A 20,161-nucleotide genomic window follows, 5' to 3' on the forward strand; every position below is an offset into this window, starting at 1 on the left:
GAGATGTCTGATTCATAGGGCTCCGTTCGATGGACGGAGCCCTTTTGATGTCAGCCAAGCGCTACGAGTTGAGCCAGGTTCAGTGGGAGCGGATCGCGGACCTGCTGCCGGGCAAGGCGGGCGATCCTGGGCGGACTGCCGCCGACAACCGGCTGTTCGTCAACGGGGTGCTGTGGGTGCTGCGCTCGGGGGCGCACTGGTGCGATCTGCCCGAGCGCTATGGACGCTGGAAGACGCTGCACAAGCGCTTCAGCCGATGGTCGAAGGCCGGGGTGTGGGATCGGGTGTTCGCCGACCTGATCAAGGACCGTGACAATCAGTACCTGATGATCGACAGCACCTTGGTCCGAGCCCACCAGCAGGCGGCGACCGGAAAAGGGGGGCCTCGGATCAGGCTCTGGGGCGCTCCCGAGGCGGACTGACCACCAAGATCCACATGGCCGCCGACACCCTCGGCCGGCCGATCCGGTTCATCCTAACCGCCGGCCAAAGCGGCGACGCCCTGGCCGCGCCAGCCCTGCTGGAAGGCTTTCGCCCCCGCGCCGTGCTGGCCGACAAGGCCTACGATTCCAACGCCCTGCGCCAACTCATCGCCGACGCCGGCGCGCAAGCCGTCATCCCCTCCAACCGCACTCGCAAGGTGCTGATCGCCCACGACATTGAAGCCTATCGCGCTCGTAACCGCATCGAGCGTTGCTTCTCAAAGCTCAAGCACTTCCGACGCTTCGCCACCCGCTACGATCGCAGAGCCATTCACTTCCTAGGCTTCGTTCACCTCGCCGCCGCCATGATCTGGATGCGATGAATGTCGATTCCACCTAGGCCGCGCATCGGCTGATCCTTGCAGGCGGCGGGCGCGAAGGCGACCTCGACCGCCACCGCCTGACGCAGGCCCGCCAGCCCCTTGCCTGCCTCGCCCCGGCTCTGCCGCCAATCGCCGTCCCAGACCAGAAGAGCGCGGCCCTGGGCCGACAGGGCGTCATGGGCCATCCGCACGGCGGCCCGCACCTCGACGTCGTCGGCCAGGGCGTCCTGAAGCCGCCGCACCATGTCGCACCGTCCGCCGCCGGCGCCCGATCCCTGACCGCCCGCGCCCGTCCCTCCGCCCCCGCCCGGCGGACCGGCCACGGCCGCGCCGGCGGTCTGATTGGCGCCCAGCAGGCTGATCCCCGGCGGTTCGGGCGCGGGCTCGGCGGCGGGCAGAGGCGCCGAGGGCGGCGGGGTGCGCGGCGGATGCAGACGCAACGGCGGCGGTCGGGTCGGCTGGGGCGTCGGCGCCGCGGCAGCCGCGACAGGAGGGCCGGCAGGCGGGGCCGGGTCCGGGGTCTCCGTCGGCGGGGCGGGCGGCGGGATCGGTCGTGGCGGCGGCTCCAGGGTGACCACGAGCGGCGGCGAAGGGACGGGCGGCGGCTGGAAATTCGCCCTCAGGCTCAACACCGGAAACAGGATGGCGAGATGGGCCAGGACGCTGAGCGCCGCCGCGCCCCAGCGGCGCGCGGCGCGGCGGTGTCGGACGGAAGAATCCCTGGCTGGCGGCGACATGGGGCCCGGCGGCGGCGCCCGCGCTGGCGGGCCGAACCGCACGATCCTGCCCACCGCTCCGCGTCAGCATCGTGGCCACGACACGGTCAAGCTGGCGCCGTGGCGCCTTATCCGGGCCATGACATGGCCGCGAGCGACCCGTGAGGTGCGGGCGCGCGACACACGGGAGTGGCGCCCCGGCCCCGAAAAGAGACACGACCTTGACCCGATCCTTTTCCCGTTCGGTCCTTCTGACCGGTTCCGTCCTGATCCTGGGCCTGGCGGCCAGCGGCTGCGCCAGCCATCGTTTCGTGCGTGACAACCTGGCCGTGGTCGACGCCCGCGTCGATCAGACCGACGCCAATGTGACCCAGGTCGCCGGCACGGCGGGCGAGGCCCTGAACCGCGCCAACGCCGCCCACAAGCTGGCCGAGGGCAAATTCCTGTATGAGATGGTCCTGTCGGACGACTCGGTGAAATTCCCGACCAACGCCGACCAGCTGTCGCCTGAGGCGGAGCAGCGCCTGGCCGAACTGGCCCAGAGGCTGAAGGCCGAGAACCGCAACGTCTATCTGGAAATCCAGGGCCACACCGACTCGCGCGGCGACGACCGTTACAACCGCCAACTGGGTGAACAGCGCGCCGAGGCCGTGCGCCGCAGCCTGAGCCAGCAGGGCATCGCCCTGAACCGGATGGCGACCATCTCCTATGGCGAGGCCTCGCCGGTGGCGCCGAACGACACGGCCGACGGCCGCGCCCAGAACCGACGCGTGGCGATCATCGTCCTGAGCTGACGAGCATGAGGGCGGGCCGGTCGCGCGGCGGGGCGCGCACGACCGGCCGCCTGCGTCCGCGCTTGATTTGACCGGAGGGTCCGCGCCCTATAGTCACGCCGCCGTTTGACCGCCGGAATCCCCTTCATAAGGAGCGCGCCATGACCAAGCTGATCGAGGGCGCGACCGGGGTTCTGGTCCTCGCGGACGGGACGGTGTTCCAGGGCGTGGGCGTGGGCGCCGTGGGCGACGCCCTGGGCGAGGTGGTCTTCAACACCGCCATGACCGGCTATCAGGAAATCCTGACCGACCCCAGCTATATGAGCCAGATTCTGGCCTTCACCTTTCCCCACGTCGGCAATGTCGGGGTGAATGTCGAAGATGTCGAACAGATGGGCGGCGCCGCCGAGACGGCGGCCGTGGGGGCCGTGTTCCGAGACCTGGCGACCGATCCGGCCAATTGGCGCGCCGACGGGAGTTTCGACGCCTGGCTGAAGCGGCGCGGGGTGGTCGGACTGGCGGGCATCGACACCCGGGCCCTGACCAAGCGCATCCGCGATCATGGCGCGCCGCATGCGGTCATCGCCCATGATCCGCAAGGCGGGTTCGACCTGGAGGCCCTGGCGGCCAAGGCCAGGGCCTGGACCGGCCTGGTCGGGCTGGACCTGGCCAAGCCGGCCTCGACCCTGCAGGCGTTCGAATGGAACGAAGGCGTCTGGGACTGGCCCGAGGGCTATCCGACCCTGGCCGGCGGCAAGTCGGTGGTGGTCGTGGACTACGGGGTCAAGCGCAACATCCTGCGGGCCCTGGCCTCGACCGGGGTGAAGATCACGGTGGTTCCGGCGACGACGACGGCGGAAGAGATATTGGCGCGCAACCCGGACGGCGTCGTCCTGTCGAACGGCCCGGGCGACCCGGCCGCGACCGGCGAATACGCCGTGCCAGAGATCCGGAAACTGATCGACAGCGGCAAGCCGGTGATGGGCATCTGCCTGGGTCACCAGATGCTGGCCCTGGCCCTAGGCGCCAGGACCGTGAAGATGGAGCAGGGGCACCACGGCGCCAACCATCCGGTCAAGGACCTGACCACCGGCAAGGTCGAGATCGTGTCGATGAACCATGGCTTCACCGTCGACCGCGACAGCCTGCCCGAGGCGGTTCAGGAGACCCACGTCAGCCTGTTCGACGGCACCAACTGCGGCATCGCCCTAAAGGACCGGCCGGTGTTCAGCGTCCAGCACCATCCGGAAGCCTCGCCGGGGCCGACGGACAGCCTTTACCTGTTCGAGCGTTTCCGCGCCTATATGGGCGACTGAAGCCGGGCCGTCCGGCGACCGGCCGGGAGAAGCCATCCATGGCGCGCGCGCGTCCGATCGCCGTTCTGGCCGTGATGGCGGCGGCCCTGACCCTGGGCGCCTGCGCCAGCGGCGCGCGCAGCGATTTCGGCTTCAGCCAGCGCGAAGCCTCCGCCCCCATCGGCTTTCCGAACGTCCGCTTCTCCATCGAGGACGACGCGGCGGCCCGCAGCATCGCCGAGCAGTTGAGCCAGGGCGTGCCCAAGGGGCCGGACGGCCATTTCGACCTGGTGGCCCTGTCGGGCGGCGGGGCCAACGGCGCCTTCGCCGCGGGACTGATGGCCGGCTGGACCGAAAGCGGCGCGCGGCCGGATTTCGAGGTGGTGACCGGGGTCTCGACCGGGGCGTTGGCGGCCCCCTTCGTCTTCCTGGGGTCGGACTGGGACGACGAACTGCGCCGGGCCTATACCGACGGCGAGGCCTCGGGTCTGCTGAAAAGCCGGGGTCTCAGGGCCTTCTTCGGCTCGGGGGTGTTTTCCGGCGCGCCGCTCAGGGCGCTGATCGACGCCCATGTGGACGACCGGCTGCTGCGGGCGGTGGCGGCCGAACACGCCAGGGGGCGCACCCTGCTGGTGGCCACCACCGATCTGGACGCCCAGCGCGGGGTGATCTGGAACATGGGCGCCATCGCTGCCCAGGGTGGGCCCGAGGCCCTGGACCTGTTCCGGCAGGTGCTGGCGGCCTCGGCTAGCATTCCCGGGGTGTTTCCGCCGGTGATGATCCGGGCTCAGGGTCGGGGCGCCGAGTTCGAGGAGATGCATGTCGACGGCGGGGTGATGAACCCCTTCGTCGCCCTGCCGCAGATCATGTGGGGCTGGGACGACCCCAGCCGGGTGCTGGAGGGCGCACGGGTGCATGTCATCGTCAACGGCAAGGACGCCCCGCGTTTTCACGTCACCCGCGATGCGGCGCCGACGGTGCTGGGGCGGGCCCTGGACACGGTGCTGGGCGGACAGTTGCGCCAGAGCCTGGCGGCCAACCGCGCCTTTGCCGAGCGGCGCGGCGTCACCTTCCGCGTCGCCGCCATACCTGAGGACTTCGACGGCGGCGACAGCCTGGATTTCAGCCAGGGCTCCATGCAGGCCGTCTACGACCTGGGCCGCGCCCTGGGACGGTCCGGCGAGGCGTGGAAATAAACGTTCTTAATCTGACTGAGAATCGTCCCCATTGTTCACAACTGTGGATAAAGATTTGTGGGGGACGCAGGCGGTGGACTTCTTTGGATCAACTTTTCCATTTTGCGGGATTTTCGACGTGTGAGCGGGTGCGAAGGTGCGCTTTGATGACCGCTATATCGAGGAACTGAAGGCTCGCCTTCGCCCGTCCGACGTGATCGGGCGGTCGGTGAAGCTCAAGCGACAGGGGCGGGAATATGTGGGCCTGAGCCCCTTCACCAAGGAAAAGTCGCCCAGCTTCTTCGTCAATGACGACAAGGGCTTCTTCCACGACTTCAGCTCGGGCAAGCACGGCGACATCATCAGCTTCCTGCAGGAGACCGAGCGGCTGAGCTTCGTCGAGGCGGTGACGCGGCTGGCGACCGAGGCGGGCATGGCCCTGCCTGCCGAGGACCCGCTGGCGGCCGAGCGCGAGGAGAGGCGCAAGGGGCTGTCGGACTGGATGGACCTGGCCCAGAAATGGTTCGCGGCCAATCTGCGCCGTCAGGTCGGCAAGGCGGCGCGCGAGTATCTGGAACGGCGCGGCCTGCCGGAAGACCAGTGGGAGCGTTTCGGCCTGGGCTATGCGCCCAATGACCGCGAGGGGTTGAAGGCCGCCCTGGTCCAGCGTGGGGCCAAGCCGGGCGATCTGGTGGAGGCGGGGCTGCTGATCCAGCCCGAAGGCGGCGGGGCGCCCTATGACCGCTTCCGCGACCGGCTGATGTTCCCGATCCTGGACGGGCGCGGGCGGCTGGTCAGTTTTGGTGGCCGGGCCATGAATCCCGACGACCGGGCGAAGTATCTGAACGGGCCCGAAAGCCCGCTGTTTCACAAGGGAGCGACCCTATACGGCCTGCCCGAGGCGCGGCGCATCCTGGGGGCGGAATCCCGCTCGGACCAGTCGGTCGTGGTGGTCGAGGGCTATATGGATGTCATCGCCTGCCAGCGCGCGGGCGTGCCGGCCGTGGCGCCGATGGGCACCGCCCTGACGGAAGAACAGATGGCCCTGCTGTGGCGAATCTCTTCCGAGCCGGTGCTGTGTTTCGACGGCGACGCGGCGGGTCAAAGAGCTGCTACTCGCGCGATCGAGCGCGCTTTGCCACTGCTTAAACCCGATCGGTCATTCCGGTTCGCTAGATTGAGTGGCGGAAAGGATCCAGACGACATTCTGCGCGAACAAGGGGCCGGGGCGCTGAGGGAGCAGTTGTCGGCCACAAACGCTTTGGCCGAAGTCCTCTTCCGCATCGAAAGAGAGGCCATTGGTACGCTCGACACGCCAGAGCGAAGAGCGCTTTTGAAGGCTAGGTTGCGTAAAGCCGCCGCTGCCATAGCAGATGGTGATCTTAGCCAAGCGTACCGACAGTACCTTCTTGATGCCTATGATGCGATCTGGGCAAGCGGCAAATCGATGTCGCCGAGCGCGGCCGGTCGCGCGCTGGCGCGCAAGCGCTGGGATGATTATCGCCAGAAGAAAATAGAAGGGGCGACCTCCGAGGGTAAAGCCGCTCGCCAGCGGTGGTCCGACGCACCCAAACCGCTGGCGGCAGCCGTGGCGGAGGGGCTCCTTCGGTATCCGGAGATCATTCAGGAAAAGATGGAGACTTTAACCAACCAAGGGCTTGGCGATGAAGGACTCCGCGCGCTCGGCGCCGATATCATTCGTGTTTCATTTGACATCCCTGATGCCGACGAGGGCGTGATGCGAAACCGCCTGCACGCCTTGGGCCACGGGGCAACTCTGCACCAACTTGCTCAAGTAGCGCCAAGAGCTAGTGCACCTTTTCTGGCGGGACATGATCGAGCGGCAGACCGCGAACAATTGATCGTTGCGCTCGAAGTGCTGGTGAAAATTCTCACGCTCAATCGAGCACTGGACGAAATGAAGGACGAGCAATCTTTCGATTTTCCGGCTTTTTCTCAGCTGAAATCGGAGCGTGATGCGCTGGTTCGTCATTTGGGGAGTGGCAGTATCTGGAGCGAGGCGGCGAGCTCTGGCCTCCATTGACGGCCTATGACCTTGACAGCGCGGCCCTGCGTCGCCATCTGGCGCGATCGGGTCACGATGCCTTGATGCGCGAGGTCGAGAAGGCGGCGGCAAAGTCCGGCGCGCCATTCCTGGCTGCAGACAAGCCCCTCGGCGAGGCGAGGATCCGATGGTCGCAGGCGTTCGACGCTCTGACCCGCATCGCGGCGTTGGAGGACGCCTTGGCTTCGGCGCGCGATACGCCGGGGCAGGACGAGACGTTCCGTCGGCTGAAGGCCGAACGGGACGCGCTTCGCCGTGCGATCAGGTCCGGAACCCTATGGGAAGAGTCAACGGGGTCGTAACCTTCGGCCGCGAAACACGTTGCCATTGAAGCGGGGACGCCCGCTGGAGACTGATTGAATGAGCGCTCAGACCGAACAGCAGGACACCGAGGTCAACACCGACGGCCCCCTGCTTGATCTGACGGACGCCGGCGTCAAGAAATTCATCAAACAGGCCAAGACCCGCGGCTATGTGACGATGGAGGAGCTGAACAAGGTCCTGCCGTCCGAAGAGGTGACCCCCGACCAGATCGAGGACACCCTGGCCATGCTGTCCGAGATGGGCGTCAACGTCGTCGAGGCCGAGGAAGACGCCCAGGAAGCCCAGGGCACGGAAGTGGCGGCGACCGCCGAGACCGCGGTGGCCGAGACCCCCGCCAAGGCCGCCTATGACCGCACCGACGACCCCGTGCGCATGTATCTGCGCGAAATGGGTTCGGTCGAACTGCTGAGCCGCGAGGGCGAGATCGCCATCGCCAAGCGGATCGAAGCCGGCCGCGACGCCATGATCTCGGGCCTGTGCGAAAGCGCCCTGACGTTCGAGGCCATCATGGTGTGGCGCGACGAACTGGCCAACAACCGCATCCTGCTGCGCGAGGTCATCGACCTGGACGCCACCTATGCGGTTCTGAACCCCGCCGCCGCGCCGGGCGCCGCCACGGCCGCCGAGGGCGAGGAGGAGGCCGAGGAGGAAACCGCTGAGGCCGAGAAGCCCGAGGGCGAAGATGATGACGACGACGATTTCGACGACGGCGGCGGCCTGTCGATCTCCGCGCTGGAAGCCGAACTGCGCGACGGGGTGATGGAGGTTCTGGACGCCGTGGCCGGCGACTTCGGCGCCTTCCGCAAGCTGCAGGACAAGCTGGTCGAGGCGCGGTTGAAGGGCGAGGCCCTGAGCACCAAGGACCAGAAGGCCTATGATGGCCTGACGGCGGCCATCTCGGGCCGGCTGAAGACGCTGAAGCTGAACAACGCCCGGATCGAGGCGCTGGTGGAACAGCTGTACGCCATTAACAAGCGGCTGATCGGGCTGGAAGGCCGTCTGCTGCGCCTGGCCGACAGCTACGGCATTTCGCGGCCCGAGTTCCTGAAGGCCTATTTCGGCAAGGAGCTGGACCCGAGCTGGACCGAACAGGTCAAGGAGATGGGCGTGCGCTGGACCAAGTTCAGCGAGAACGAAGCGACCCAGATCGGCACGATCCGTGGCGACGTCGCCGCCGTGGCCACCGAGGCGGGCCTGCCCATCGACGACTATCGGCGCATCGTCCAGACGGTGCAGAAGGGCGAGCGCGAAGCCCGCCAGGCCAAGAAGGAGATGGTCGAGGCCAACCTGCGCCTGGTGATCTCCATCGCCAAGAAATACACCAACCGCGGCCTGCAGTTCCTGGATCTGATCCAGGAGGGCAACATCGGCCTGATGAAGGCGGTCGACAAGTTCGAGTACCGTCGCGGCTACAAGTTCAGCACCTACGCCACCTGGTGGATCCGCCAGGCGATCACCCGGTCCATCGCCGACCAGGCGCGGACCATCCGCATCCCGGTGCACATGATCGAGACGATCAACAAGATCGTCCGCACCAGCCGCCAGATGCTGCACGAGATCGGCCGCGAGCCGACGCCCGAAGAACTGGCCGAAAAGCTGGCCATGCCGCTGGAGAAGGTGCGCAAGGTCCTGAAGATCGCCAAGGAGCCGATCAGCCTGGAAACCCCCATCGGCGACGAGGAAGACAGCCACCTGGGCGACTTCATCGAGGACAAGAACGCCGTCCTGCCCATCGACGCCGCCATCCAGAGCAATCTTCGTGAAACAACGACGCGCGTGCTCGCGTCGTTGACCCCGCGCGAAGAAAGGGTGCTGCGCATGCGCTTCGGCATCGGCATGAACACCGACCACACCCTGGAAGAAGTCGGCCAGCAGTTCAGCGTGACCCGCGAGCGTATCCGCCAGATCGAGGCCAAGGCCCTGCGGAAGCTGAAACACCCTAGCCGCTCCAGAAAACTGCGATCCTTCCTGGACAGCTGATACGGAAGGGCGGCTCCTGCGAGCCGCCCTTTTTCTTACTTGCCTTCGAAGATCGGGGCGAAGCCGCCCCACATCATGCGCTTTCCGTCGAAGGGCATGTCCATGTCGGCGAAGTCCGGGTCATCCTGCATCTTGGCCCAGCAGGCGTCGGCGGTGGCGCGGTCCGGCCATTTCAGCCAGGAGAAGACCACCGCCTCTCCCTCTTCCAGCTTCACCGCCAGGTCGAAACCGGTGACCTTGCCGGGGGGAATGTCCTCGCCCCAGGTCTCGATCTGTTCGAGGCAGCCGTATTTCTGGAAGGCGGGCCAGGATTTGCGCGCGGACTCGATATAGCGGTCCTTGTCCGCGATCTTCACGGGGGTCAGGAAGCCGGTGACATAGCTCATGGGAAGTCTCCTTCGAAGGATCCTCAGGATGAGGCCGGGGCAGGGGGCGGTCTTGTAGGAAGGCGTCAGCCGGCCGCGTCGGCGGCGGCCTCCAGCGCGGCGATGTCGATCTTCTTCATGGTCATCATGGCCTCGAACGCCGCCTTGGCGCGGGCGGGGTTCGGGTCGCTGTGGAAGGCCATCAACCGTTTGGGCGTGATCTGCCAGCTGACGCCCCAGCGGTCCTTGCACCAGCCGCACTGGCTCTCCTGGCCGCCATTGCCGACAATGGCGTTCCACAGACGGTCGGTCTCGGCTTGGTCCTCGGTGAAGATCATGAAGGAGACGGCCTCGGACTGAGGAAAGATCGGGCCGCCGTTCAGGCCCAGGAAGGACCGGCCGGCCAGGGTGAACTCGACCATCAGCTCGGCCCCGGCGGGGGCGGAAGGGTTGTCGGCCGGGCTGGCGTGAACGGCGTCGACACGGCTGTCGGGCAGGTCGAGCGAGACATAGAATTCGGCGGCTTCGCGCGCCTGGCCCAGATCGTACCAGATGCAGGGGGTGATCTTGTCGGCCATCGACGATCTCCTTCGCTGAGAAACCCGGACGCGCGAAAGGGCGGCGGGTTCCCTGTGTTGAAAGGAATGAGCCATATGGTTATATTAGTCAACTATGAAGTTAGAAAAAGTAACTGATGGTCGGCGACGCTATCACGACGCCTGCGGCACCGCCCTGGCGCTGGATATTCTGGGCGAGCGCTGGGCCATGCTGGTGGTGCGGGAACTGATGCTGGGGCCGCGGCGGTTCGGCGATCTCCGGGCGGGCCTGCCCGGGGTCAGCGCCAATGTCCTGACCCAGAGGCTGGAGGGCCTGGAAGCCGCCGGGGTCGTGATCCGACGCCGCCTGCCGCCGCCGGCGTCGGTCCAGGTCTATGAACTGAGCCCCTGGGGCTATGAGGCCGAGGACATTTTGAAGGTCATGGGCCGATGGGCCGCCCGGTCGCCCGACCATGATCCGACCCTGCCGCTGAGCCCCGTGTCCCTGATGCTGTCCTTCCGGACCATGTTCCAGCCGAAGAAGGCGGGATACGGCTGGATGTCCCTGGGCTTCCGCTTCGGCGACGAGACCTTCGTCGTCCAGCTGGCGGCGGGCGTCCTGACGGCGGAAAGGGGCGCGCCTGACGGGGTGGACGCCCTGATCACCGGCCCGGTCGAGGCGGTGGCGGCGGTGGTCTATGGCGATCCGGCGACGGTCGAGGCGCGCATTGACGAGAGCCTGACGGTCGAGGGGGACCGCAACGCCCTGGTGCGTTTCAGCCGCTGGTTCGAGTTGCCGCCCAAGGCGGTCGCGACGGCGTGATCCGCCTCTTGCCTGATAGGGGCTCCAGGGGCAGGCTGGCGCCATGACACAGCCCGCGCCCGGTGAACGCTTCGCCTCGTTCGAGGCCTTCTATCCGTTCTATATCCACGAGCATTCGAACCGGATCTGCCGGCGCATCCATGTGGTGGGGTCGGCCCTGGTGCTTGTCGCCCTGGGCGCCGCCATCGTGACGCGCAACGCCTGGTGGCTGCTGGCCATGCCGGTCATCGGCTACGGCTTCGCCTGGGTCGGGCATTTCTTCTTCGAGAAGAACCGGCCGGCGACGTTCAAATATCCGCTTTGGAGCCTGATGGGCGACTGGCGGATGTTCTTCGAGACCGTGAGCGGGCGGCGGCGCTTCTGACGCCGTGATCCGTTATCGGGCGCCGCTGACGGTCGCGGCGCGGGCCATCAGGGCGTTGGCGCTGGGCTGGTCGTCCCAGGACGGCGGGCAACCCTCGAAACGGCCGGCGTCCTGGACCGTCAGGGTGCGCGTGTTCCAGCGCATGGCCGGACGCATCGAGGCGCGGCCGTGGCCGGTATAGAGGTCGATCTTGGCGCCCTTGACCGCCCCGCCGGTGTCGGAGGCGTACCAGTAGCCGTCATGCAGAGAACCGTCCGGAAGCCGCATCCCCACCGTCTCGCGGATGAACAGGCGGGTGCGGCGCGGGATCAGGCGCGGATCGGTGGCCACGGTGCGCATGGCCACGGGGCGGCAGCCCAGGGAATCGTTCCCCGTCGCCCCGCCGCCGCCCGCGTGATAAAGGGTGGCGCGGGCGCGCCAATCGGGATCGGCGGCCATCAGGGCCTGCTGTTCGTCGGTCAGGTCGAGATCGGCCATTGAACCTTCCGCCGCGTCCGCCGTTTCCCCCACGACCGCCTCGGCCGCTACAGCGGCCTCATAGCTGATGGGCTCGCCGGCCATGCCGCCGAAGGCGAGCGACCAGACAAGGGCGATTGCGGCAGTCGTGCCGAGCATCAATTCGACTCAGGAAACACCGGTCCCGACGCGCCGGCGGGGGGCTTGTGACGGGCGTCTGGGGCGAAAAAGTGTCAAACCCGCCCCGCTGCGACCAACTGTCCACAGATGCATGGGCGGGCCTGCGAGATCAGAATGAATGCAGGCTGTGCGCTACGGCTGTCCCAAGGGGATTGTTTCAGCTGTATTGGATGATGATCGTTTCCTTACTGCCATGGATTGCTGTCTTGTTGCTCATGAAGTCAGCGATGCGGTGTCTGAATGACGAAGATTTCGGGGAAATGTTCGAGCCGTGATTATCGATTTCATTCCGATGAATCCTTCGAGCGGCCGGTGCGGACAGGCGTGATGAAGACTTCACTGGACGGAGCGGCGGGGGCGGCCTAACCCGGTCGGGTCGTTCGTCGCACCGGAATCCGCCTCATGAAGCGTCTCGCCCTGGCCGCCGTCGCCGTTCTCGCCCTTGCCGCGCCCGCAGCCCAGGTGGATGCCTGGGGCAGCACCGGCCACCGCCTGGTCGGCGTCGCCGCCATGCGCGGCCTTCCCGACGACCTGCCGGCCTTCCTGAGGACGCCGGGCGCGGCGGCCGACATCGGCGAACTGGCGCGGGAGCCGGACCGCTGGAAGGGCGGCGGCCAGCCGCATGATCGGGAGCGGGACACCGCCCATTTCGTCGATCTGGACGACGGCGGCCGGGTGATGAACGCCGGCGGCCCGGCGATCGACGCCCTGCCGAGACTGAAATCCGACTATGACGCCGCCCTGATCGCGGCGGGGTCCAGCGTCAACGACGCTGGCTATCTGCCCTACGCCATCATGGACGGTTGGCAGCAACTGGTGCGCGACTTCGCCTATATCCGTGTGCTGACCGCGGCCGAGGCGCGCGAGACCAATCTGGAACGTCGGGCCTGGTATCGGGTGGACCGCGAACGGCGCGAGGCCCTGACCCTGCGCGACATCGGGGTGTTGGGCCACTATGTCGGCGACGGCTCGCAGCCGCATCATACGACCATCCATTACAACGGCTGGGACCGGAACACGCCGAACCCCGAAGGTTTCACCACCTCGCGCCAGACCCACGGCGATTTCGAGAACGCCTTCACCAGCCGGGTCGCGCGACTGGACGCCGTCGAGGCGGCCATGCCCGCCTTCAGCGACCGCTCGGTCGAGATCAACGGCCGCATCGCCGCCTATCTCAGGACCACCCTGGCCGAGGTCCTGCCCTTCTACCGACTGGAGAAGGCCGGTGGTTTCCGCGACGTCGATCCGCGCGGCCGCGACTTCGTCAACGCCCGGATCGGGGCGGGGGCGGCGGAGCTGCGCGACCTGATCGTCCTGGCCTGGCGCGCCTCGGCGACCGCCTCGATCGGCTGGCCGGCGGTCAAGGTGGCCGAGGTCGAGGCCGGAACCGTCGATCCCTGGGGCGCCATGGTGGGCGAGGACTGAGGCCCGGTGGCCGAGCCTTCGCCCCCCGCGGTCATCCTCGACCGCTCGCAGCTGGCGGACAATATCGGCGCGGTGGCGCGGGTGATGGCCAATTTCGGCCTGTCGGACCTGAGGCTGGTCAACCCGCGCGACGGCTGGCCCCAGGACCGCGCCTGGGCCACGGCCTCGGGCGCCGACTGGGTGCTGGAGGGGGTGCGGGTCTTCGACACGGTGGCCGAGGCCATCGCCGACCTGAACACCGTCTATTCGACCACGGCGCGCCCGCGCGAGACCCGCCTGCCGGTGCGGACCCCGCGCGAGACGGCGCGCATCCTGTGGGACGACACGGCCTCGGGCCTGAAGGCCGGCCTGCTGTTCGGGGGCGAGCGGGCAGGGCTGGAGACCACGGACATCGCGCTGACGGCCGGGATCACCACCATACCGATCGATCCGCGCCACCATTCGCTGAACCTGGCCCAGGCGGTGGCGATCAACGCCTATGAATGGCGCACCCTGGTGCTGGACGCCCCGCCGCCGCGCTTCCGCGAGGGCGACCCGCCGGCGTCCAACGCCCTGCTGGTAGGGATGTACGAGCATCTGGAGACGGAGCTGGAGGCCGGCGGCTTCTTCCATCCGCCCGAGAAGAAGCGGTCGATGAGCCAGAACCTGCGCGTCATGCTGGGCCGCGCCGCCTTCACCGAGCAGGAGGTGGCGACCTTCCGCGGCGTGATCCACGCCCTGGCCAAGGGACGGGGCCGGGTGCTGGCCCGACTGGCGGCCCAGCGACGTCAGGACGCGGACGACGAGGCTTGATCCGAACGGCCGCAGCCGATAGACGCCCCGCCGTTGGGGAGTAGCTTCCGGCGCCGATCAGGCCGGGACCGCGTCAACACACTCGCGACCCTCGGGTCCGTGGCGCGGCCAGCGGAGATTTCCGCCTAGCGAGACCAGCGTGCTTTGCGCCCCTAACCGGCTGGGGTGTGAAGGCGCTGTCTCATGCGTCCGGCGGATTGACCCCATGACCCCCGTCTCCATCGCCATCCTGTCGTTGAGCATGTCGACGGACGCCTTCGCGGCGGCCGTCGGGCGCGGGGCGGCGCACCGGCCGCCCTTCCTGACCGCCGTGCGCAACGGCCTGGTGTTCGGGGTGATCGAGGCGATCACTCCCCTGATCGGCTGGGGCCTGGGCCTTGTGGCGGCCGGGATGGTCGAGAAGATCGACCACTGGATCGCCTTCGGCCTGCTGGCGGCGGTCGGGGCCAGGATGATCTGGGAGGCCTTCCAGCCCGCGGACGCCGAGGACGCGGGCGGGCGGGCCGTGCGCAACGGCGTCCTGGCCCTGGTGGCGACGGCGGTCGGCACCTCGATCGACGCGGCGGCGGTGGGCGTGGGCCTGGCCTTCATCGGGGCCGACATCTGGATCATCGCCGCCTCGATCGGCTTCACCACCTTCGTCCTGACGACCCTCGGCATGATGATCGGCAAGGCGGTGGGGGTGAGGTTTGGCAAGGCCGCCGAGTTCCTGGGCGGGGTCGCCCTGATCGCCATCGGCGTGTCCATCCTGGGAACCCACCTAGGCTGGTTTGGTTAGGACCGCGCCAGGCGTCCGGTCGCCACGGCGCCGATCACCTCCAGCAGCGCCTTGCCCAGGCACAGCAGCAGAACGGTCCAGGCCGGCGCCTTCAGGGCCAGCATCAGCCAGGCGCCCAGCAGCACGGTGATGTGCAGAACCACGATGCGGCCATAGGGGCGGAACATCTCCATCATCGGGCTGGCGTCGCGCCAGGCGCGCTTCATCCACCAGTCGCGGACCTGGCCGATCAGATGCAGCAGGGCGATAGCCAGGATGGCTAGCCAGAAGCCGCCGTCGCCGAAGGTGCGCGACCAGACGCCGCCCTGACCGTCCACCCGGGCGAAGTCGTTGGCCATGCTCAGGGCGAAGACCAGATGGCCGATGCAGAAGACGCCGTAATGCACGCTGAAGAAACAGCCGTTGGCGGCGGGGCTGCCCTCCTGGTCCCTGCGCCCGCCTTCGGCCGCCAGGATGCGTGGCACGGTCAGGAAGCCGACCACGACATTCTCTGCCCAGTAGAGCAGCAGGATCTGGGCCGCGTCCCAGCCCAGGAAGGCGACGCCGAACACAGGGATCAGGTTCCCGGCCAGGATCAGGCTCAGGGCCCAGCCAGGGCCGGAAAGCAGGCGTCGGAGGTCCAGCATGGCCATTGCGTCTTGATGCCCTGTGCGACGGCGCAGGCCAAGCCGCCGTCAGTCATCGTCAGGCGGCGTCAGGGCGCGGGCGTGACAGGGTGGCGCCATGCGATACGCCGCCCTGACCTTAAGCCTGCTTCTGGCCCTGGCGCCGGGCGCGGCCTCGGCCCAGTCGATGAACGTTCCGCTGATCCTGCAACGGGTGCTGACCGAAATCTGCGGCCCGCTGATGCAGAGCGACGACATGGCGGCGGCCCTGCGGACGGCGATGGAGCAGGGCTACCAGCCCGTCGACTGGTTCAAGTCGGAAGATTTCGACCCCGACGATCCGCCCCGTCGGGTCGTGCTGAACGGTGACGCGCGGCACATCGGGACCCTGACCCTGGCGCTGGGGCGACGGGGTCAGTGCGCCATCGACATGGCCGAGGCGGGTGTCAAGCAGATCGTCGAACGGAGCCAGGAAGACCTCGACGGCCTGGGTCTGACCCTGGTCTATCAGGGGGGCGAGGGGCGTAATGTGGCGGCGGTCTGGGGCGGCGAGGGCCGGGTGGCGGTGGCCCAGCCGGGGTTGACCTCGCCCGGCCACATGCTGGCGATCAGCTGGGACCGGCCGCCAGCCCCATAAGGAAGGCGGGCACGGTTTCGGTGGCGGGGCCATAGACGCCTTCGTCGAATAGCCCCGCGCCCAGGCTGGGCTCCAGATTGATCTCGACCGTACGGGCGCCCGCCGCGCGCGCGGTCTGGACGAAACCGGCTGCAGGATAGACGGCGCCCGAGGTGCCAATGGAAACGAACAGGTCGCAATCCGCCAGGGCCCGTTCGATCCGGGGCATGTCCAGCGGCATTTCCCCGAACCAGACGATGTGCGGTCGCAGCCAGCCCTCGGGGCTGAAGGGGCTGTCATGGCGGGGGTCGAGGTCTTCGCGCCAGTCGCAGACCCGACCGGTGACGGTGCAGGCCGCTTTCAGCAGTTCGCCGTGCATGTGGATCAGGCTGAACCCCGGCCCGGGCGTCGTCTCGGCGTGGGCGCGGTCGTGCAGGTCATCGACATTCTGGGTCACCAGCATCAGGCGGCCGGGCCAACGGCCGGCAAAGTCGGCGATGGCGCGGTGGGCGGCGTTGGGGCGCACATCGGCCAGCTGGCGGCGGCGGCGGTTGTAGAAGTCCTGGACCCGGGCCGGGTCGGCGGCGAAGCCCTCGGGCGTGGCCACATCCTCGATCCGATGCCCCTCCCACAGGCCGTCCGAGGCGCGGAAGGTGGGCACACCCGACTCCGCCGAGATCCCGGCGCCGGTCAGGATGACGATGTTGCGATGGGCCATGGGTCGCTTATGGCGCCCCGAACGGCCATTCGGCCACCTTGGAAGATTTAGACGGGTCCCAGGGCCAGGAAGGCGCGGCCGGCGGCGAAATCCCCGGCCTGGAAGGTCGCGGCGGCCACGCTTTCGTCACGGAAGACGAATTCGATCACGAAGGGTTCGCGCGGATCCAGCCGCGACAGGGCGTCGGCCAGGGCGGACGGGAAGGCCCAGGCATCGCCGCCGTCCGGCGCCGTCGCGGGCGTCACGCCGGACGCCCAGACAGTCATCCTCTGGGCCGGGGGGGGCAGGGCGCCGGGCCATGGTCGGGCGCCCAGTCGGGGATCGCGCAGCACCACCCGCGCCGCATAGGGCCGGGGCCGCCCGACGAAGGACACCGCCGCCGTCAGACCTTGGCCCGCGCTCTGGCCCGCATAGCCGAAACGAACCGGAGAGGCGCCGGTCCGACCCTCCTGCACCAGCCGCCAGCCGGGCCGGGTGAAGGCGTAGCGGTCGGCGGCCCAGCCGCCCGCGCCGGCGTCGAACCGCATCCGCGCCAGGCGCGACCATCCGGTGAAGGCCTGGTCCACGCGTCGTTTGACCGTCGCCAGATCGGCGTCGCCGCACGACACAGCCTGGGCCCGCGCCCGCGCCCTTGTGGCGCGCGCGGCCAGATCGACCTCTCCGGCGCCGCCGCGCAGGGCAGCGCCCCGCGCCTGCCAGGCGGCCGCCTCCAGGGCCGCCGCGACCGGCCGCGAGAACAGGTTGCAGCGGGCGTCCGCCGCCAGGACGAAAGCCCGCTCGTAATAGGTCGCCGCCGGGTCCGCCCGCGCGAGGGTCGGCGCCGCCAGGGTGACGGCTGCGATCAGGCTGGCGCTGAACAGGTTTCGGCCTATCCTCATGCCGTGACCCTAGCCCCCTCGGGTTCCGGTCCGGTTTCCGATCAGGGTTAGCGAATTGCTTCTTTCCTCAGACGTCTGGGTCGCCGCCCTGATCCGCCGGGCCGAGATCGAGGGCGCGTCCGCCGTAGTGGTCAAGCGCGGCGACGCCCGCGCCGGGACCGTGCTGGTCAAGGCCTATGACACCGCCAACCGCACCGCCCGCCTCTATACCGAAGCCTTCGGCCCCGACGGCGAGCGGCTGTGGATCCAGCCGGTGAAGAGTGAGTTCGAAAGCGAACTGGACGCCTATATCCAGCGCCAGCGCGGCTATGACCCCGACCTGTGGGTGGTCGAGATCGAGGATCGCCAGGGTCGCCATTTCATCACCGAAAAGGTCGCGGCCGATGGCTGAGGCGTCCCGGCGCATCGCTCGCCTGTTCCGACTGCACGGCGCCATTCTGGGCGGAGGGGCGGCCGGGTTTCTGGCGGGCGTCGTCTCGCCGCACGACTGGTCCTGGCCCCTGCGCGCAGCGGCGGCCTGGGATGCGGGGGTGCTGGTGTTTCTGGGCCTGACCCTGACGCGCGCTTGGGGCCGTTCGATCGACGACATCCGCCAGCGCGCGGCCGAAATGGATCAGGCCGGCGGCTGGGTCCTGCCGCTGGGCCTGATGGCGGCGGCGGCCAGCCTGGTGATCGTGATCGCCCTGGCGGCGGGACATGCGGCGGGTGCGCAGGCTTCGGTCTGGAGCGCCGGGGCGGCGATGGCGACCATCGCCCTGTCCTGGCTGTTCACCCACGTCATCTTCGCCCTGCATTACGCCCACGGCTATTACGCTCCAGGCCACGACGGCGGTGATCGCCGAGGTCTGATCTTTCCGGGTGAGGACGCGCCCGACGACTGGGACTTCCTGCATTTCGCCCTGGTCATCGGTGTCGCGGCCCAGACCGCCGACGTTCAGATCGCGTCGCGGCCCCTGCGCCGCCTGGCCACCCTGCACGGGCTTATGGCCTTCCTGTTCAACACCGTGATCGTGGCCCTGGCGGTCAATTTGGCGGTGGGACTGATCTAACGGGCGTCGAACGCCGCCCGCGCCGTTTCGATCCGGTCGATGTTCGCCTCGGCCCAGGTCCAGACGCCGCAGAAGGCCTCGGCCAGCGATCCGCCCAGGTCGGTCAGCCGATACTCCACCTTGGGCGGAATGACCGGGTGAACCGTCCGCACCACCAGGCCGTCGCGCTCCATGGCCCGCAGGGTCTGGGTCAGCATCTTCTGGCTGATGCCGCCGACCTGTTCGCCGATGCGGGTGAAACGCATCTCGCCGTGTTCGGCCAGAACCTCCAGCACCAGCATGGTCCATTTGTCCGCGACCCGGCCGATCACCTCGTTCACCAGCGCCTCGATGCGCGGATCGGCCGTCTGACCCGTCTCGGGATGGGCGATTTTCGCGGCGGGGAATCCAGTCATGACCATTTCTTTCTGGTGGGTAAGTATGGCGGTTTCTGGTGCCTACTTATGGGTAGAGAGTGTTCGCCCTACCTAGCCGCTCGTCCCCGAACCGCAAGGAGAAACCCTGATGGACATCGCCAACTCCACCCTTCTGATCACCGGCGGCGGCACGGGCATCGGGCGCGGCCTGGCCGAAGCCTTTCATGTGCGCGGCGCCCGGGTCATCATCACCGGCCGTCGCGAGGCGCCGCTGAAACAGGTGGCCGACGCCAATCCCGGCATGGCCTGGGCGACGCTGGACATGGACGACCCCGCGGCCATCCGCGCCTTCGCCGACCGCATCGTGCGCGACCACCCGACCCTGAACGGCGTCATTCACAACGCCGGGATCATGAAGACCGAAGACCTGATCGCTGATCCCATCGACCTGGCCACGGCCGAGGCGATGATCAGCACCAATCTGCTGGGTCCCATCCGCCTGACCGCCGGCCTGTTGCCGCACCTGCGCGCCCAGCCGTCGGCCACCATCATGACCGTGACGTCGGGCCTGGCCTTCATCCCGCTGACGGCGACCCCGACCTACAACGCCACCAAGGCGGCGCTGCACAGCTGGACCATCGCCCTGCGCGACCAGTTGCGCGACACCGCCGTCGAGGTGCTGGAGATCGCGCCGCCCGGCGTGGCCACCGACCTGATGCCGGGCCATGCCGACAACCCGGCCTATATGCCGCTGTCGGACTATGTCGCCGAGGTCATGGGTCTGATCGAGGCGGGCGATGCGCCGCGCGGTGAAATCCTGGTCGAGCGGGTCAAGCCGCTGCGCCACGCCGAAAGCAGCGGCAACTGGGACCAGGTCTTCGCCCTGCTGAACCGCTGAAATCCGGGGGTCGAGGGCTCACGTCCTCGGCCCCCGCCTTGACGCCGCCTTATTCAAGGCCCATCTGATGCTGCATCGCACCACGCGATGACCGGCGTGCTCCAGCGCGTGAGGGTCCGTTTCGGACCTGTCTGTAGAAGCGCCCGGCTATTTTTAGATCATCCGTCGCCGCATCACGCGGGGCGACGC

24 protein-coding genes are annotated in these 20,161 nt (G+C 68.2%); 16 read left to right on the top strand and 8 right to left on the bottom strand.

Translation table 11 applies throughout. The annotated features are described in order from the left end of the window. Positions 1-47 precede the first annotated feature (47 nt). Positions 48-805 (top strand): IS5 family transposase gene (locus KF910_RS05915; protein WP_292258833.1). Its coding sequence is split into 2 segments (ribosomal slippage): positions 48-390 and positions 390-805, totalling 759 coding nucleotides; the frame shifts between segments, so codons are not numbered across the junction. On the opposite strand, the gene KF910_RS05920 is transcribed toward KF910_RS05915, so the two are convergent. Beyond that, complete coding sequence (locus tag KF910_RS05920; protein ID WP_292259582.1) at positions 772-1,542, bottom strand: hypothetical protein; 771 nt, start codon at positions 1,540-1,542, stop codon at positions 772-774. The genes KF910_RS05915 and KF910_RS05920 overlap by 34 nt on opposite strands. 200 nt (positions 1,543-1,742) lie before the next feature. On the opposite strand from KF910_RS05920, the gene KF910_RS05925 reads away from it, so the two are divergent. The 6 genes from KF910_RS05925 to rpoD all read left to right on the top strand — a co-directional run bounded on the left by KF910_RS05925 (position 1,743) and on the right by rpoD (position 9,133). Further along, positions 1,743-2,315, top strand: coding sequence for an OmpA family protein (locus KF910_RS05925; protein WP_292259583.1), 573 nt, complete (start codon positions 1,743-1,745; stop codon positions 2,313-2,315). A 140-nt stretch (positions 2,316-2,455) separates the two neighbouring features. After that, positions 2,456-3,610 (top strand): glutamine-hydrolyzing carbamoyl-phosphate synthase small subunit, encoded by a 1,155-nt coding sequence (gene carA / locus KF910_RS05930; RefSeq protein WP_292259584.1) that lies wholly within the window; start codon positions 2,456-2,458, stop codon positions 3,608-3,610. 38 nt (positions 3,611-3,648) lie between these two features. After that, positions 3,649-4,785 carry a patatin-like phospholipase family protein gene (locus KF910_RS05935; RefSeq protein ID WP_292259585.1) on the top strand — a complete coding sequence of 379 codons (1,137 nt, stop codon included), beginning with the start codon at positions 3,649-3,651 and terminating at the stop codon, positions 4,783-4,785. 136 nt (positions 4,786-4,921) lie between these two features. Next, entirely contained in the window at positions 4,922-6,808 is a 1,887-nt protein-coding gene (gene dnaG, locus KF910_RS05940; RefSeq protein ID WP_292259586.1) for a DNA primase, read from the top strand. A 65-nt stretch (positions 6,809-6,873) separates the two neighbouring features. Beyond that, on the top strand, positions 6,874-7,131 hold the full coding sequence (locus KF910_RS05945; protein WP_292259587.1) for a hypothetical protein: 258 nt from the start codon (positions 6,874-6,876) through the stop codon (positions 7,129-7,131). A 58-nt stretch (positions 7,132-7,189) separates the two neighbouring features. After that, positions 7,190-9,133 carry an RNA polymerase sigma factor RpoD gene (gene rpoD / locus KF910_RS05950; RefSeq protein ID WP_292259589.1) on the top strand — a complete coding sequence of 648 codons (1,944 nt, stop codon included), beginning with the start codon at positions 7,190-7,192 and terminating at the stop codon, positions 9,131-9,133. A 35-nt stretch (positions 9,134-9,168) separates the two neighbouring features. Here the strand turns inward: rpoD and KF910_RS05955 are convergent, their stop codons facing one another. Beyond that, positions 9,169-9,519 (bottom strand): DUF1428 domain-containing protein, encoded by a 351-nt coding sequence (locus KF910_RS05955; RefSeq protein ID WP_292259591.1) that lies wholly within the window; start codon positions 9,517-9,519, stop codon positions 9,169-9,171. 65 nt (positions 9,520-9,584) lie between these two features. Next, positions 9,585-10,076: a VOC family protein gene (locus KF910_RS05960; protein ID WP_292259593.1), complete on the bottom strand. Its 492-nt coding sequence runs from the start codon at positions 10,074-10,076 to the stop codon at positions 9,585-9,587. A 94-nt stretch (positions 10,077-10,170) separates the two neighbouring features. Between KF910_RS05960 and KF910_RS05965 the strand changes: the two genes are divergently transcribed. Then, complete coding sequence (locus KF910_RS05965; protein ID WP_292259595.1) at positions 10,171-10,857, top strand: winged helix-turn-helix transcriptional regulator; 687 nt, start codon at positions 10,171-10,173, stop codon at positions 10,855-10,857. A 43-nt stretch (positions 10,858-10,900) separates the two neighbouring features. Next, positions 10,901-11,221: an Mpo1-like protein gene (locus KF910_RS05970; RefSeq protein WP_292259597.1), complete on the top strand. Its 321-nt coding sequence runs from the start codon at positions 10,901-10,903 to the stop codon at positions 11,219-11,221. Between the two features lie 12 nt (positions 11,222-11,233). Here KF910_RS05970 and KF910_RS05975 read toward each other — a convergent pair whose 3' ends face one another. After that, positions 11,234-11,836, bottom strand: a complete 603-nt coding sequence (locus KF910_RS05975; protein WP_292259599.1) for a 3D domain-containing protein — start codon at positions 11,834-11,836, stop codon at positions 11,234-11,236. A 423-nt stretch (positions 11,837-12,259) separates the two neighbouring features. On the opposite strand from KF910_RS05975, the gene KF910_RS05980 reads away from it, so the two are divergent. The 3 genes from KF910_RS05980 to KF910_RS05990 all read left to right on the top strand — a co-directional run bounded on the left by KF910_RS05980 (position 12,260) and on the right by KF910_RS05990 (position 14,852). Further along, positions 12,260-13,282 (top strand): S1/P1 Nuclease, encoded by a 1,023-nt coding sequence (locus KF910_RS05980; protein ID WP_292259601.1) that lies wholly within the window; start codon positions 12,260-12,262, stop codon positions 13,280-13,282. 6 nt (positions 13,283-13,288) lie between these two features. After that, entirely contained in the window at positions 13,289-14,074 is a 786-nt protein-coding gene (locus KF910_RS05985) for an RNA methyltransferase (protein WP_292259603.1), read from the top strand. Between the two features lie 205 nt (positions 14,075-14,279). Then, positions 14,280-14,852 carry a manganese efflux pump MntP family protein gene (locus KF910_RS05990; RefSeq protein WP_292259604.1) on the top strand — a complete coding sequence of 191 codons (573 nt, stop codon included), beginning with the start codon at positions 14,280-14,282 and terminating at the stop codon, positions 14,850-14,852. Here the strand turns inward: KF910_RS05990 and KF910_RS05995 are convergent. After that, positions 14,849-15,478, bottom strand: coding sequence for a DUF6498-containing protein (locus KF910_RS05995; protein ID WP_292259606.1), 630 nt, complete (start codon positions 15,476-15,478; stop codon positions 14,849-14,851). The genes KF910_RS05990 and KF910_RS05995 overlap by 4 nt on opposite strands. A gap of 97 nt (positions 15,479-15,575) precedes the next feature. On the opposite strand from KF910_RS05995, the gene KF910_RS06000 reads away from it, so the two are divergent. Then, a complete protein-coding gene (locus KF910_RS06000) occupies positions 15,576-16,094 on the top strand; it encodes a hypothetical protein (protein WP_292259608.1) in 519 nt (172 codons plus the stop codon). On the opposite strand, the gene KF910_RS06005 is transcribed toward KF910_RS06000, so the two are convergent. Both KF910_RS06005 and KF910_RS06010 read right to left on the bottom strand, forming a co-directional pair. Next, positions 16,066-16,791 carry an NAD-dependent deacylase gene (locus KF910_RS06005; RefSeq protein ID WP_292259610.1) on the bottom strand — a complete coding sequence of 242 codons (726 nt, stop codon included), beginning with the start codon at positions 16,789-16,791 and terminating at the stop codon, positions 16,066-16,068. The two genes, KF910_RS06000 and KF910_RS06005, sit on opposite strands and share 29 nt — an antisense overlap. 47 nt (positions 16,792-16,838) lie before the next feature. Continuing rightward, the gene (locus KF910_RS06010) at positions 16,839-17,669 is read right to left on the bottom strand and encodes a hypothetical protein (protein ID WP_292259612.1); all 831 of its coding nucleotides are present in this window, start codon (positions 17,667-17,669) and stop codon (positions 16,839-16,841) included. Positions 17,670-17,724: 55 nt separating this feature from the next. On the opposite strand from KF910_RS06010, the gene KF910_RS06015 reads away from it, so the two are divergent. Together KF910_RS06015 and KF910_RS06020 are read left to right on the top strand one after the other, a co-directional pair. Continuing rightward, complete coding sequence (locus tag KF910_RS06015) at positions 17,725-18,060, top strand: DUF1491 family protein (RefSeq protein ID WP_292259614.1); 336 nt, start codon at positions 17,725-17,727, stop codon at positions 18,058-18,060. Beyond that, positions 18,053-18,718 (top strand): DUF1345 domain-containing protein, encoded by a 666-nt coding sequence (locus KF910_RS06020; RefSeq protein WP_292259615.1) that lies wholly within the window; start codon positions 18,053-18,055, stop codon positions 18,716-18,718. The genes KF910_RS06015 and KF910_RS06020 overlap by 8 nt, the downstream gene beginning before the upstream one ends. On the opposite strand, the gene KF910_RS06025 is transcribed toward KF910_RS06020, so the two are convergent. Then, positions 18,715-19,113, bottom strand: coding sequence for a winged helix-turn-helix transcriptional regulator (locus tag KF910_RS06025; protein ID WP_292259616.1), 399 nt, complete (start codon positions 19,111-19,113; stop codon positions 18,715-18,717). The two genes, KF910_RS06020 and KF910_RS06025, sit on opposite strands and share 4 nt — an antisense overlap. A 109-nt stretch (positions 19,114-19,222) precedes the next feature. Here KF910_RS06025 and KF910_RS06030 point away from each other — a divergent pair, with 109 nt between their 5' ends. Then, entirely contained in the window at positions 19,223-19,972 is a 750-nt protein-coding gene (locus tag KF910_RS06030; protein ID WP_292259618.1) for an SDR family oxidoreductase, read from the top strand. Positions 19,973-20,161 lie beyond the last annotated feature (189 nt).

Source organism: Brevundimonas sp., assembly GCF_019636155.1.
Classification (GTDB): Bacteria; Pseudomonadota; Alphaproteobacteria; order Caulobacterales; family Caulobacteraceae; genus Brevundimonas.

What these genes read in the sequence shown, in the direction of transcription:
- KF910_RS06020 (WP_292259615.1), top strand. Translation starts at nt 18,053, where the DNA reads ATGGCTGAGGCGTCCCGGCGCATCGCTCGCCTGTTCCGACTGCACGGC.
- KF910_RS05975 (WP_292259599.1), bottom strand. Translation starts at nt 11,836, where the DNA reads ATGCTCGGCACGACTGCCGCAATCGCCCTTGTCTGGTCGCTCGCCTTC.
- KF910_RS05920 (WP_292259582.1), bottom strand. Translation starts at nt 1,542, where the DNA reads ATGTCGCCGCCAGCCAGGGATTCTTCCGTCCGACACCGCCGCGCCGCG.
- carA (WP_292259584.1), top strand. Translation starts at nt 2,456, where the DNA reads ATGACCAAGCTGATCGAGGGCGCGACCGGGGTTCTGGTCCTCGCGGAC.
- KF910_RS06025 (WP_292259616.1), bottom strand. Translation starts at nt 19,113, where the DNA reads ATGACTGGATTCCCCGCCGCGAAAATCGCCCATCCCGAGACGGGTCAG.
- KF910_RS05955 (WP_292259591.1), bottom strand. Translation starts at nt 9,519, where the DNA reads ATGAGCTATGTCACCGGCTTCCTGACCCCCGTGAAGATCGCGGACAAG.
- KF910_RS06010 (WP_292259612.1), bottom strand. Translation starts at nt 17,669, where the DNA reads ATGAGGATAGGCCGAAACCTGTTCAGCGCCAGCCTGATCGCAGCCGTC.
- KF910_RS06005 (WP_292259610.1), bottom strand. Translation starts at nt 16,791, where the DNA reads ATGGCCCATCGCAACATCGTCATCCTGACCGGCGCCGGGATCTCGGCG.
- KF910_RS05960 (WP_292259593.1), bottom strand. Translation starts at nt 10,076, where the DNA reads ATGGCCGACAAGATCACCCCCTGCATCTGGTACGATCTGGGCCAGGCG.
- KF910_RS05965 (WP_292259595.1), top strand. Translation starts at nt 10,171, where the DNA reads ATGAAGTTAGAAAAAGTAACTGATGGTCGGCGACGCTATCACGACGCC.
- KF910_RS05995 (WP_292259606.1), bottom strand. Translation starts at nt 15,478, where the DNA reads ATGCTGGACCTCCGACGCCTGCTTTCCGGCCCTGGCTGGGCCCTGAGC.
- rpoD (WP_292259589.1), top strand. Translation starts at nt 7,190, where the DNA reads ATGAGCGCTCAGACCGAACAGCAGGACACCGAGGTCAACACCGACGGC.
- KF910_RS06000 (WP_292259608.1), top strand. Translation starts at nt 15,576, where the DNA reads ATGCGATACGCCGCCCTGACCTTAAGCCTGCTTCTGGCCCTGGCGCCG.
- KF910_RS05980 (WP_292259601.1), top strand. Translation starts at nt 12,260, where the DNA reads ATGAAGCGTCTCGCCCTGGCCGCCGTCGCCGTTCTCGCCCTTGCCGCG.
- KF910_RS05945 (WP_292259587.1), top strand. Translation starts at nt 6,874, where the DNA reads ATGCGCGAGGTCGAGAAGGCGGCGGCAAAGTCCGGCGCGCCATTCCTG.
- KF910_RS06030 (WP_292259618.1), top strand. Translation starts at nt 19,223, where the DNA reads ATGGACATCGCCAACTCCACCCTTCTGATCACCGGCGGCGGCACGGGC.
- KF910_RS05970 (WP_292259597.1), top strand. Translation starts at nt 10,901, where the DNA reads ATGACACAGCCCGCGCCCGGTGAACGCTTCGCCTCGTTCGAGGCCTTC.
- KF910_RS05990 (WP_292259604.1), top strand. Translation starts at nt 14,280, where the DNA reads ATGACCCCCGTCTCCATCGCCATCCTGTCGTTGAGCATGTCGACGGAC.
- KF910_RS05935 (WP_292259585.1), top strand. Translation starts at nt 3,649, where the DNA reads ATGGCGCGCGCGCGTCCGATCGCCGTTCTGGCCGTGATGGCGGCGGCC.